11 protein-coding genes and 1 riboswitch are annotated in these 13225 nt (G+C 40.7%); of the genes, 6 read left to right on the forward strand and 5 right to left on the reverse strand.

Annotation, left to right across the window (positions count from 1 at the left end):
• Positions 1 to 142 precede the first annotated feature (142 nt).
• Positions 143 to 751: an undecaprenyl phosphate transporter UptA gene (gene uptA, locus D5F11_RS16180; protein WP_120119384.1), complete on the reverse strand. Its 609-nt coding sequence runs from the start codon at positions 749 to 751 to the stop codon at positions 143 to 145.
• Positions 752 to 888: 137 nt separating this feature from the next.
• Between uptA and D5F11_RS16185 the strand changes: the two genes are divergently transcribed.
• Both D5F11_RS16185 and D5F11_RS16190 read left to right on the forward strand, forming a co-directional pair.
• Positions 889 to 1218, forward strand: coding sequence for a DUF4870 domain-containing protein (locus tag D5F11_RS16185; RefSeq protein WP_120119383.1), 330 nt, complete (start codon positions 889 to 891; stop codon positions 1216 to 1218).
• 332 nt (positions 1219 to 1550) lie between these two features.
• The gene (locus D5F11_RS16190) at positions 1551 to 2291 is read left to right on the forward strand and encodes a hypothetical protein (protein ID WP_120119382.1); all 741 of its coding nucleotides are present in this window, start codon (positions 1551 to 1553) and stop codon (positions 2289 to 2291) included.
• Here D5F11_RS16190 and D5F11_RS16195 read toward each other — a convergent pair.
• The gene (locus tag D5F11_RS16195) at positions 2288 to 4120 is read right to left on the reverse strand and encodes a DNA ligase D (RefSeq protein ID WP_120119381.1); all 1833 of its coding nucleotides are present in this window, start codon (positions 4118 to 4120) and stop codon (positions 2288 to 2290) included. The two genes, D5F11_RS16190 and D5F11_RS16195, sit on opposite strands and share 4 nt — an antisense overlap.
• 132 nt (positions 4121 to 4252) lie before the next feature.
• Between D5F11_RS16195 and ku the strand changes: the two genes are divergently transcribed.
• Both ku and D5F11_RS16205 read left to right on the forward strand, forming a co-directional pair.
• Positions 4253 to 5092: a non-homologous end joining protein Ku gene (gene ku, locus D5F11_RS16200; protein WP_120119380.1), complete on the forward strand. Its 840-nt coding sequence runs from the start codon at positions 4253 to 4255 to the stop codon at positions 5090 to 5092.
• Positions 5093 to 5371: 279 nt separating this feature from the next.
• Positions 5372 to 5572 carry a cold-shock protein gene (locus D5F11_RS16205; RefSeq protein WP_018707263.1) on the forward strand — a complete coding sequence of 67 codons (201 nt, stop codon included), beginning with the start codon at positions 5372 to 5374 and terminating at the stop codon, positions 5570 to 5572.
• Positions 5573 to 6336: 764 nt separating this feature from the next.
• On the opposite strand, the gene D5F11_RS16210 is transcribed toward D5F11_RS16205, so the two are convergent.
• From D5F11_RS16210 to D5F11_RS16220, 3 genes are read right to left on the reverse strand one after another with little or no spacing between them, the layout of a single operon-like run.
• Positions 6337 to 7377, reverse strand: a complete 1041-nt coding sequence (locus D5F11_RS16210; RefSeq protein ID WP_120119379.1) for a ribonucleotide-diphosphate reductase subunit beta — start codon at positions 7375 to 7377, stop codon at positions 6337 to 6339.
• Positions 7353 to 7796, reverse strand: coding sequence for a flavodoxin (locus tag D5F11_RS16215; protein ID WP_120119378.1), 444 nt, complete (start codon positions 7794 to 7796; stop codon positions 7353 to 7355). Before D5F11_RS16215 ends, D5F11_RS16210 begins: the two co-directional genes overlap by 25 nt.
• Positions 7781 to 10063: a ribonucleoside-diphosphate reductase subunit alpha gene (locus tag D5F11_RS16220; protein WP_120119377.1), complete on the reverse strand. Its 2283-nt coding sequence runs from the start codon at positions 10061 to 10063 to the stop codon at positions 7781 to 7783. Before D5F11_RS16220 ends, D5F11_RS16215 begins: the two co-directional genes overlap by 16 nt.
• 132 nt (positions 10064 to 10195) lie before the next feature.
• Positions 10196 to 10372, reverse strand: a riboswitch (cobalamin riboswitch).
• 190 nt (positions 10373 to 10562) lie between these two features.
• Here D5F11_RS16220 and D5F11_RS16225 point away from each other — a divergent pair.
• On the forward strand, positions 10563 to 11378 hold the full coding sequence (locus D5F11_RS16225) for an undecaprenyl-diphosphate phosphatase (RefSeq protein ID WP_120119376.1): 816 nt from the start codon (positions 10563 to 10565) through the stop codon (positions 11376 to 11378).
• Between the two features lie 830 nt (positions 11379 to 12208).
• Positions 12209 to 13216: an ABC transporter substrate-binding protein gene (locus tag D5F11_RS16230; RefSeq protein WP_245998239.1), complete on the forward strand. Its 1008-nt coding sequence runs from the start codon at positions 12209 to 12211 to the stop codon at positions 13214 to 13216.
• The last annotated feature ends 9 nt before the right edge of the window (positions 13217 to 13225 follow it).

Raw genomic sequence — 13225 nt, forward strand, 5'->3', positions numbered from 1 at the left:
AGCGGAAATAATTTTCATACAAAATTTATCGAGCGGAGCTCGATAAAATCTGGGCGCAAATACGCCAAGGCATATTTGATTTAGAAGTCTTACTTTGCAGAGTGGAGATGGAGCCCATAGTTAGAGGTTTGGGCAGCGCACCTTAATTGTTTTTTGACATGCGATGATGAGACCATAATTTAAAAAGAAAGTATAATAAGAGGACTGCCAGAGCCGCTCCTATAATTGGTTTCAAATAAGCCGTGGCGTGCCTTCCAATTTGATCCCAATGGTTTCCTAGTTCGATGCCGATCAAAAGGAATAAAACTGTCCATGGAATCATGGCTGCGACAGTAAGAATGGTAAAATGGTGAAAGGGCATTTTTGCTATGCCGGCAGGGACGGAGATCGCATGCCTGATAACCGGTATGAACCGTGCTGTGAATATGACAATTGTGCCGTGTTTCGCAAACCAGTTTTCTGCGGCATTTAAATGTTTTGATTGGATAAAAAGGAATTTTCCATAGCGGTCAAAAAAAGGCCTCCCGCCATATATTCCGAGCCAATATAAAAAGAGTTGGGCCATCGTCCCGCCAAAAACTCCAGCAATTAAAGCTTGGAAAAATGTTATTTTCCCACTGGCTATTAAATATCCCCCATATCCCAAGACGATCTCGCTGGGTATGATTTCCACCATCAGACCAGCGGCAATGCCTATGAATCCATATTCCCCAAGAGTTTGCAGCAATTCAATAGCCCATTCGCGAAACATGGAATTTGACCACCCCGTTAATTCAAATCATGTTCATAGAATGATTATGCTTGTACAAAAAAAATATCATTGTTTTTGAAACTTTTTATGCTCTTTCTACGTAAATTCAACATAGACATACATTAGGAGGGAATAAGATGGACACAGTATCTAGCAGTGAAAGAACGCTAGCGATGGCTATATATTTGACAAGTTTCTTTACGACTTTGATTGGACCGCTGCTAATTTGGCTTCTGAAAAAAGACGAGTCGCCTTTTATAGATTTTCACGGAAAGGAATATTTGAATTTTATCATTTCATACGCGGTATATAGTATTGTAGCTTCATTATTAATGCTTGTACTTATCGGTTTTATCCTTTTGCCGATTATCGGAGTGATGGTATTTATTTTCACGATTATTGCGGCGGTTAAGGCATACAATGGGGAAATATACCATTTTCCGTTAGTATTTAGAATTATCAAATAGGAACCTTTAGGTGCTCCGATATTCCTGATTCGATGGAATATCAGGGGCATTTTTATTTAAGAGTAAGAAAGTTAAAATTAGATAAAATATTTTATTCGAATTTAGATTTTATATGTCTAGCTGCGCCGTACAGGAAGTACTAGTGCAGGCGAAGCGACAGGACGTCGCTGTTTGAGCCAGCCGCCGTACAGGAAGTACTAGTGAAGGAGAAGCGACAGAACGTGGCGGTCTGAGGCGGCCACGTTCTGTCGCTTTTCTTTTTAAAAGAAAAGTCATGTTCACAGGGCTTGTCTCGTATAATGAATCGAGACTCCTGAAATAGGGGGAAGAGAATGAACATAAAAGAACATTACTCTTTCATGGCCCGGCTATATTTTCATCAAAGTATTTTATTTACCGTTGTTTTTACGGTCATCATCTTGCCGAATGTGAAAAAAGCTGATTTTTTTCTGAGCAACATGGCAGGGTTGGCTGTGTTTCTAAGCATGGTCTATTTTGTGTTAAGATTTTTATATTTTTCATATAAAGGCAGTGCCGTTTCCATGATACTTAGCAATGGCCTGATGGCTGAGAATAATGAAACCCTCCTTCTTATTCCCTCGCACAATGCCAATTGTTTGATGGAGGCTTATTCATCAGACGGAATCCGACAGCTTTCCATTTTGATTGTCAAAGGAAGGGAGAGGAGGGCTCACTTAAAATATTATGAATTGGGAAAAAGGGGACGGCTGGTTAAAATCAATGAGCATGGGATAGGGACAACAGCTTACATGCATATAGATCATGGCGGCATAACCTTTATCACTGCTAAGAAAAAGCTTCCTGTGATTATCAATACAAGAGGAGGCAAAAGCCTCAGCTTCATTGTTGGCCCGGATCATTTCGAGGTAAAAAAGCCGTATTCGGACAGGGTGTTAATGAAAAATGGCCGTACAGTCATGACCATAAAAAGGGGATTGATGCCCATTAAGTGGCAGCAATATTTTTCACCCAATACGCCTTTGTTAAAAATGGATTCAGGCTTGTCCAAGCATGAGAGAAGCCTTTGTTTATGTTTGCTCACATTGTTTTAGCCATGATTTCCCAAACGCTTGAGCACTCGCTCAAATGGTTGCTTGTCTTTGCAGTGGAAAAAACTAGAAAACGGATCTTTCATCTGGACAAGTCTTTTAAGGACGGATTCCATCGTAAACTGTGTGGGGCATAAAGCATCGGTTAGCTCATGCCAATGGATGGGAGCAGCTACCAGTCCATCCTCATTGTTTCTTACTGAATAAGGTGCGATGATTGTTTTTCCTTCGGCGTGTTGAATAAAATCGACATAGAGCCTTTCGCCCCGATTTTTTTTCAACCTTTCCGTAGTGAAAGACTCCGGATCATATTGCACTAAAAATTCAGCAATAAAAGAAGTAAAACGGCGCGTGTCCTTCCATGTGAACCTGTTCTCTGGAAGCGGGATATATACTTGAAGCCCTTTATTTCCTGAAAGCTTTACAAATGACACCAGCCCCAATTCATCCAAAATCTGTTTTAGGATGCCAGCTGCGTAGACTGCTAAGTGAAAGTACGTGCGGTCTGGGGGATCCAGATCAAATACAATCTCGCTGACGTACTTACTTGTCACCGGATGGAAGGGGATATGGAACTCGATAGCAAGCTGATTACCGAGCCAAATGAGCGATTTCAAATCATTGCAGATAATATAATTGATGTCATCTATTACTGTCGACTCAATAAAATCAGGGGAGGACTCTGGTTTATTTTTCTGGTAGAAAGATTCACCAAATATGCCATGCGGCGACCTGATGACTGTCAGCGAGCGATTTTTCAGAAAAGGCCGCATGTAAGGGGCAATTTTTCTAAGGTAACGGACATAATCAAGCTTAGTGGAATAATTTCTTTCCCACAAAACCTTATCAGGATGAGTAATTGTAATGTCAGGTGGAAACATTGCCTCATCATGAATGAACTTTTCAAATGTACAGTCATTGGGTTGAAGGTCGAAACGCAGGCTCTTGAAATGCGGCTCCCGTAACTGATTGTCCGTCCATTCCAGATAATTGATATCAACACAGATACTGGGATCAACGAAGTACATCGAGCCTTCTCGTCCCGTATGATTTTCACGTATGGTTGTTTTTAATGCGGCCTTCGTCTCGTAATCAAGGCTGAATAAAAATTGGCCAAGCGGAAACATGCTGGTGTCCTTCCATACACCAACGTGAAAGTATCCATTCTTTTCATCCATCGAAGTGATAAAACAGGATGCGGTTTTCCAATTCTTAACTTTCAACCATTCAGAGGTTCTTTTGCCCTCAAGCCATTTGCTTTGTGCCTGTTTCTCGATGATTCCTTCACTTTCAAATTCTTTCATGTTATGCAAGCTCTTTTTAAGAGAATTGGAAAAAGGAATGTATTGTAACAGTTTATCATCTCCAGGATCAGGTGTTTCAGGCAATTCGAGTAGTTGAACTAGTTCCGATAATTTATTTTTCCTTAGAAGGAAAGGAGAGGAGGTCAGATCGTTTCCTTGGTAGGCTAATAAATCGAATAAGAGATAATGGCAGGGCCACTTACTGGATTCAGACGCAATTTTTTCTTTGGAACGCATTCTCCCTCTTTGCTGCAGTTTAGTAAAATTAGCTTTGAATGGATTTTCTAAAATGACCAGTTCACCATCCAACAAAATTGGAAGATGCTCTTGCATCCTTTCCGAAATTGTGTCCAAAAAAGATTTTACTTCAGGAAATTGAGGAAGCAAATCCTTACCGTTCCTACTCCAAAGGTGTACTTTTTGCTCTGTCCATTCCAATATCCCACGATAGCCGTCATATTTTATTTCGTAGAGCCAGTTTCCGATTTTCGACGTATTGAAGGTTAAAGTAGGGAGCATAGGTTTCATGAAAATCACACCTTATCATCATATTTCTTCATATAGTTTTTCCTGATTGATTTTTTTTACCAAAAGTTTATCAGTGTATATCTTTTGACTATGAACAAAAGCTAAGGAAAAACAAGTGATGAAGGTGACCATATGCATACAATGTGGAAAGGAAGCATCAGTTTTGGTCTTGTGAATATTCCGATCAAACTGCACGCCGCAACAGAAGATAAAGACGTCAAATTCCGGTCATTGCACAATGAGTGCCATACACCTATTAAGTATGAGAAAGTCTGTCCAACATGTGAAAAGGAGATTGGCACTGAGGATATTGTTAAAGGATATGAAATCACAAAAGGCAAATTTGTTGTTGTCGAAGAAGACGAATTAAAAGGATTAAAAGATGCGGTGGAGGAAAAGGCAGTTGAAATAATTGATTTTATCAAACTGGAAGAAATCGATCCCATTTATTTTAACCGAAGCTACTATATGTCACCGGATGGTGGGAATAAGGCATATGGATTGCTTAGAAAAGCTTTGACTGATTCAGAAAAAGTGGGGCTTGCGAAAATCATGATCCGGTCCAAGGAACAATTGGCTGTTATTCGAGTTTATCTAGATACCCTTTTAATGGAAACCATCCATTTTCCGGATGAAGTGCGGAAGGCGGCCGACGTGCCAAATGTTCCAGTCGAAGACAACGTAACGAAAAAGGAAATTGATACGGCTATTATGCTGATCGACCAGCTGACGACAACCTTTGATCCAGAAAAGTATAAAGATGAATATCGAACGAATGTTCTTAAACTAATCGAGGCAAAGCGCACCGGAAAAGAACTGGTTACGGTTAAGGAAAAAGAACCAGCAGCGCAAATGACTGATCTGATGGCAGCGCTTCAGGCTTCAATCGACAGAACCAAGCCAAAAACCAAGAAGCCAGCTAAAACTAAAAAAACTGTGGGCAAAGCGTCTGCAGCAGGCGGGAAAAAATAAGAAAAATTACCTTAACATGAATAAAAAATTCAAGAAATGGGTAACACATTAGTAAATAAATAAAAGTTTGCCCCTTTCTTGCTTTTTCCTTTTGCTTTATGTATAATGAGTAGTAAAGATATGCCAATTTTATTTGCCAGTTTTTGGAGTTACCATTATTCGCATGTTATAATGAATATCTACTCCAGTAAGTGGGTGGGTATTGATTATAATATGTGAATTTTTATTTACCTGGTAAATATTAGGAACATATTAATAAATTTTTGGAGGTTTATGTACATGACAACTGGTACAGTTAAATGGTTTAACAGTGAAAAAGGCTTTGGATTCATCGAGGTAGAAGGCGGAAATGACGTATTCGTACATTTCAGTGCTATTCAAGGCGAAGGATTCAAAACTCTTGACGAAGGTCAACAAGTAGAATTCGAAATCGTTGAAGGCCAACGTGGACCACAAGCGGAAAACGTTGTTAAACTATAATATTATCCATGATCAAGAGCTGCCATATTGAAGGGCAGTTCTTTTTTTATGGGAGTGCCCCTACTTTAAAGCCCTGTGATGATCCAAAATGAGTTGACAAGCCAAAATAAGGCTCCATATGAACACCATGACTCAAAAAATGGTCAGATCCAAAAGGAGGAACTGGCCATTTTTGTGGTATAGGAAATTATAAAATTCAATGCTTGTTTTGTAAACTTGTTTATCAGATTGTGCTGCGTCCAGCTCCAGCGCCTATCGACTAGCAGACTTAGGGCCTCCTCCTACGATAAGTCAACATATAGGAAGTACTAGTGCAAGCGAAGCGACAGGACGTCGCTGTTTGAGCCTGCCGACGGACAGGACGTCCTAGTGCAAGCGAAGCGACAGGATGTCGCGTCCTGAGCCTGCCGAGTGCCATGGGCTCGAGGCCATAAGCCAATCGCTGCTGAAGGCAAACTACACCTCTTCAGCGCTCGTCTAGCTTTACGCCGATAAGCAGACACTCTCGCACTTCGTGTTTCCTTTATCTCGTTGGAGTCACTCTTGTCTAGCTCCAACGCCTAGCCCCTCGAGGTCATAAGCCAATTCCCTGTGGTGGCTGAAATACTGCCTCCTCGGGAATCGTCTTATGCTTGTCGGGGCTGACCAAGGCGTTTCCGCATTTCGGTTCAGTCTGTACGTCGATGAACAGAAGCTTGCGCTTTTGTTCTTATTCAGAAAAACAAAAGGTCTTGCCAGCCATTGCAGCAGGCAAGACCCCATCATTACAACTCATCAAATCCGTTTAAATCACTTGTTTTGGTGTATTGACGTGATTTTTGCTCGAAGAAATCTGTTTTAGTGTCATCAAAATTGTCTACATACGCACGAATCCATTTCATTGGGTTATCAATGTAGTCTTCATAAATCTCACTCAACCCAAGCATTCTGAGCATCTTATTCGCTCGATATTTGATGTAGCCTTCCATTTCAGTGAGATCAATTCCGTCAATATCGTCTAATACATAGCGGCTCCAATTCATTTCCTGCGTAACCGAGTGGCGAAACTGGTCATAGACCCAGTCCGTAAATTCAGTTGTGTTATGGTCGGGATTTTCGGATAAAGTGGCTCGGAATAGATCGCTTATAAAGCGGCCATGCTGAAGTTCGTCACGATTAATATAAGAGATCATCGTCGATGTTCCAACCATTTTTTGATTCCGTGCCATGTTATAGAAAAAGGCAAATCCCGAATAGAAGAATAATCCTTCGAGCAATGCAGTATAAACCATTGTTTTTAAGACATTTTCAATGGAAGGGTTCCATGCAAATTCATTATACACTTGCATGATCCTCTCATTTCTTTTTATTAATACTTCGTCTGTTCTTCCGGTTTCAAAAGATTCATTTTGTTTGTCAAAAGACGTAACGGAGGACAGTACATATGCATAGCTGTGGTTATGTTCGCTCTCCTGGTCGGCGATTGTTGCCATGATGGATTTAACGGATGGGTCAGTTGAGTAATTCCCAATTCTACTGGCAATATCCGTTTGCGGGCCATCAAGTGTTGCAAGCAACCCGATGATCTTTAAAAAAGCGTTCTGCTCTTTTTCCGATAGTGTTGGGAACTGCTTGATGTCTTGGGTCATATCCACCTCACTGGCCCTCCAGAATAAAGCTCTGATCTGTTCGCGGTGATTGTAAAAATGAGGGTAGGCAAGGTCGTTCCAATTCAAAATGCCGCTTGCTTTTCCCCCGAATAGTGCTGTCGATTTATTAGGATTCAATGGTTCTAACACGGCTACTTTTTCAAGTGTTTTAGGCATTGATTCAATACTCCTTCCGTCCAATTTTTTACTGTATTTTCCTGAGAGCCTCTTGGACTTTGTTCAATTTTTAAAGTCTTAAATGGTGAATGATAAAATGCTGCAAGTTTTTCGACAGCATGACAAAATAGGGCATCCCCTCCGAATTGTGTGTCGCCTGTTCCAAAGACATAAACATTGGGCGGCTTATACCCGATTTCATAAACAAAGTCCTTTACGAGATCCGGGGTCGCTCCTTTTCCCCAAGTAAAAGTCCCAATCATTATAGCGTCAAAAAGGGAGGGATCGGGTGTTGGCCCCGATCCAATCCGGTATAAAACCGTGGAATGCCCATGAGTAGAAACAACTTCATTGATGATTTCGGCAGTTTCTTTTGTGTTTCCGCTAAAGCTAGCATAGCAAATCAGGATTCGCACCATACACAATCCTCTATATCTGATGCGGTCGATCTAACATAATACGTTGTTTTCAATCCTGAATCCCAAGCCTGCAAATGCAAATCGAGCATGACCTGTGCTTTAATATGGTTCGGGACGTAAAAATTAAATGAGATCGCCTGGTCAATATGGCGCTGTCTGGCTGCATTTTGTTGGATGGACCAGCGCTGGTCTACAATGTATGCCGATTTCCGGTAAACATTGTATGTACGGTGGTCAAGATCTGGTGCGACGACCGGAAGCTTATAATTTTTCTTTTCTTCATGGTAAAATGGTTTGAAGATCGGGTCTATACTGGCAGTCGAGCCTGCTATGACAGATGTACTCGAATTAGGAGCAACCGCCATTAAGTACCCGTTTCTTATTCCGTGCTCTTTTACATCATCCTTGATCTCATTCCACTCATTTGTGTCAGCACCCGTTAAATAGCCACGGACTTTAAAATAATGTCCTGTCTGCCAGTCACTTCCTTCAAACAGTGGGTAAGCTCCTTTTTCTTTTGCCAGCTGTACACTTGCTTTGATCGTCAGTTGTGAAATTTTCTCATATAGACTATCTGCTAATTGAACGGCCTCTTTAGATTCCCAGGCGATACCCTTTACGGCCAGCAGGTGATGCCATCCGAAAGTTCCAAGACCAATGGCGCGGTATTTCCGATTTGTAATAGCTGCTTGTTTAACATCAATTGTATTTAAATCGATGACATTATCCAGCATTCTTACCTGGATGGGAATCAATCTCTCCAATATCTCAAAGTCGTCTTCTTGTGGATTAACTGATTTGCCCAGATTGATGGAGGAGAGGTTGCATACGACAAAGTCTCCAGCCTTTTTATATGAAATGATTGTATCCCCATCAACCGTTTCTTCATAATGGATGGTTGGCGACATATTTTGCATAATCTCTGTACACAGATTGCTGGAATACACCATTCCGGCATGCTTGTTTGGATTCATCCGGTTTACTTGATCCCTATAAAACATGAAAGGGGTGCCTGTTTCTAACTGTGATTTCATAATTCGAATCATGATTTGAATAGCAGGAACTGTCGTTTTCGTTAATTTTTCATTTTGAACACATTCTTCGTATTTCTCTCTGAAAGAGCCTGCTCCTTTTTCTTCATCATAAAAGTCTTCCAATGAAAAGCCCATCACTTGTTTCACTTCATGAGGATCGAATAAATGCCAGTCTCCGCGCCTTTCCACTTGTTCCATAAATAGGTCTGGCAAACAAACACCGGTAAAAATATCGTGTGCACGTTGCCTTTCATCTCCATTGTTAAGCTTCAAATCAAGAAAAGAAAGGATATCGGAGTGCCATACGTCTAAGTAGACAGCAATAGCGCCTTTGCGTCTTCCGAGCTGGTCTACACTGACAGCTGTGTTGTTCAACTGCTTAATCCACGGAATGACACCGGAGGATGCACCCTTGAACCCTTTAATTGAGCTGCCTCGAGCCCTCACCTTGCCCATGTAGACTCCGATTCCGCCGCCATCTTTGGAAAGTCTAGCCACATCTGTGTTACTGCTGTAAATGCCGATGAGTGAATCGTCCACTGTATCAATGAAACAACTCGACAGCTGGCCATGGGCAAGCCCGGCATTAGCAAGCGTAGGGGTTGCAACAGTCATATAGAGATTTGAAAGTGCCCAGTAGCTTTCCGCTACAAGTTCCAAACGGCTGTCGCGAGACTCGTCCTGCATCAGATGCATGGCGATGATCAGCCATCTCTCCTGCGGCAGCTCAAATGTGTTCTTTTCATGATCAACAGCCAAATATCTTGTAGCAAGCGTATGAAGGCCGATATAATCGAAAAGATAATCACGCTCAGGATCAATCAGCTTTGATAATTGATTGATTTCTTGTTCGCTGTATTTGTCCAAAAGGCAGGGAGAATATATACCTTTATCAGTCAAGATTTTAATAAGGTTGTAAAAATCGCCGTATTTCTTGTTTTTATCATATGAACGGTTGTTGGCAGCTCTTCTATATAAATCGTTCAAATATATTTTTGCGGCATCAAAAGCCCATTCTGTATGTAATTCATCAATGTTTTCCAAAGCAGATTGAATAAGCAAGTCAGTAAGATGCTCTGCTTTTATCTCTGCTTTAGATTCAATACTTCTAAAAATTTTATCACGGTAGTCTGTCGATTCTATCAAAGTGACTCTTTGAAGGAAGCTGTCCAGCCGTTTCCTGTCAAATGGTTTTTTTCTGTTACCGTCTTCTTTCACAATGATTGTTGTCATTTTTAATAGAAACCTCCTGTTTTCTCCAATAGAAAAATCCACTCCAGGGCACAGAGCGGATCAAACGATAACGATAGGGAAAAGAAAATAACTTCGCTATCGTTTCATCTTCTCAAACCCCCGAAGAAATTGAAACTCAAACAAGAAAAGGCAGGTCTCCTGACTCGTGCATCAGCCTAGTGGGGAACCTTCCCGTCGTAGACAGTGGTTTTTCCCGGTCGTTCGCACTTACAGTTGCGGGGACAGTTCCGGATTTTCACCGGATTCCCTTTTAAGTCCGCAATGGACACCTTGTCTTGTTAATTATCAATATATTGTGTTGATTAATATTGTCAATCACTAAATATAGTGTCGATTGTGATTTTATCATGAGTAAAATTGAAATACAAGTAGAATCTCTTTTCTTTTAAAAAGAATGATAGACAACCTTGAAAAGAGGAGAGATAAACGGTAACCTTTACACTTGGAAGTCAAAACTTGAGTGAAAAGGGGACTGGATATGGAGTTGAATATAATTGAAATATTGAAGTACATCTTTTTAGGGCTTATTCAGGGAATTACTGAACCGATTCCGATTTCGTCCAGCGGTCATCTTGTGTTAGCCCAGCATTTTTTAGGAATAGAGACAAAGAAGCTGACATTTGAGCTTCTTGTAAACGCAGGTTCTCTTATAGCTGTCCTAATCATTTACTGGAATGATATTATCAGACTGGCGAAAAATGGCATTGCCTATTTAAAAACCCGGGATGAAAAAGTGAAACCGGATTTCATGTTTATAATTTATTTGATCGTTGCAACCATACCTGCTGGTGTGATTGGTGTTCTCTTTAATGATATTATATCCGAATCATTAAAAGGAGTCCGCATTACTGCGATCACCTTGCTCATTACAGGTACTGCGCTATTTTTAATAAGAAACCTGAGAGGACGGAAGAAGGACGGAGATCTGACCTTCAAGGATGCGATTGTTGTCGGGCTTGCGCAGGCTGTTGCACTGATTCCAGGTATAAGCAGATCAGGTGCAACAATCGTTGCAGCCATGGGTATGGGAATGAAGCCAGAAACTGCATTACGATTTTCATTCTTAATGTATATTCCCGTCAGCCTTGGAGGCACGCTTCTCAGCATTACCGATATGGCCAACGACCCGGATTTGGGAACGCTTTTCATTCCATACCTTGCGGCGTTTATCGTATCAATCATTGCTACCTACTTTGCATTAAGATGGTTCATGAACATCATGGCAAAGGGCAATCTTATTTATTTTAGCATATATTGCTTTGTTGTCGGAATACTCGTTTTGATATTTGCATGATTAGAAATATTTTTCAAAATTAAAATGAGTAGAAGAACAATCTCATCAGTGAGGAAACAAAACAATCAGCAGTTGGAGTAGCCATTTCAATTGTAACAAAATCATCAATACTCCAAGCCATACTCGAAACAGAAATGAGTATCTAGTAAAATGTTAAACAATCATTACAGTAGGCGATGCAGGAGTTGAGCATTATGCAAGTGATTTAGTTACACACTCGACGAACTGCCATGTAGGTATAGAGATTAAAGCGGCTTCTCTAACTTTGTGGCTGATTCAATCATTAAACAGTAATGGAAGCCATACAGGTATGCTCCCACAAAGGTCTGAATTCGGTACTGTACCGGGCTCAGACCTTTTAATTTAGTCTTATTAGCAATTCACATATTTATTCGGTTGCTGCTGATTGCCAATGACCGCATCAGCAAAACAGTCGCCTTTACATAACTTTAGTCATTGTTTTCTTTTTTGCATAGTATAGATGATCCATTCAGCCAGATTATATACGAAATACAAGTAGTCTTTGCTAGATTAATATACTGAGAATAAAGAATATTAAACTGTTTATATGGAAATACAGCGTATTGGGGAGTTAAATAGAGTATTCAGCAAGAAAAAGGAATGACAGCATACTAACTGCTGGTTAATTCTATGTCATTAGAATAAATCACGTAAATCGGCCGTTATACTCGTTTGATTTCACTCTACTTGTTCGATAAGCTAAATAGTGGTACGTGTTTCGAAACACTTTGTGCAATACTTCACTCATTTTGTTACGTAATGAAATGCTGAACAGTAAATCAAATGCTTTATAAAAAGGAGAAGAAATTGTGAAGAAAATCGCCGGCATTATAGCCGCTATGACACTTCTGTTTTTGGCAGCGTGTGGGGGAAGCGGGAACAATGCAGCAAAATCAAAAAAAGAAAAAGACAAAATCGTCTTCGCTGATGCAGGCTGGGACAGCATCCGGATTCATAATGCAATTGCTCAAAGAATCCTTGAAGAAGGATATGGGTATAAAACCGATATGACTGCCGGATCAACCTCCGCAACACTTCAAGGTCTGAGAAAAGGTGATATTGACGTATACATGGAAGTTTGGACAGACAATGTCAAAGATGTATATCAAGATGCAATTGACTCAGGCGATATCATTAAGACTTCAGTAAATTTCGACGACAACGATCAAGGCCTCTATGTTCCATCCTATGTTATTCATGGTGACAAAGAACGCAATATTAAACCACTAGCACCCGATTTAAAAACCGTAGAAGATCTAAAGAAATATCCAGAGGTTTTTGAGGATCCCGAGGATTCCGGGCGAGGCAGAATCATCAATGCGCCGAGCGGCTGGGTGGTAGCAGATCATATAGATGACAAATTTGATGCCTATAAATTGGATGAGACATTCAACAATTTCATGCCGGGGTCGGATTCAGCTATTGTAGCATCGCTGGTTGATGCTTATAAATCAGGCAAAGGCTGGGTGGGATATTATTGGTCACCGACAGCGATTACTGCCAAGTATGATCTTGTTCTGCTCGAAGAACCCGAATATGACGAAAAAACTTGGAAAGAAACTAAGAAGACCAAATTTCCTCCAAACGATGTTGTAACAGCAGTGAACAAAGATCTGCCGGAACAGGCCCCTGAAGCTGTGGAGTTTCTAAAGAAATATGAAACCAGCAGTGCCTTAACGGAAGAAGCTCTGCAATACATGGAGGACGAAGGAGCCTCGGCTGAAGAAGCTGCCATTTGGTGGCTAAAAGAACATGAAGATGTTTGGACGAAGTGGGTTCCTGAAGACAAAGCACAAAAAGTTAAGGAAGCTCTTTAAAAATTAAGC

The organism is Siminovitchia terrae (genome assembly GCF_003605405.2).
GTDB classification, from domain to species: Bacteria; Bacillota; Bacilli; order Bacillales; family Bacillaceae_C; genus Siminovitchia; species Siminovitchia terrae.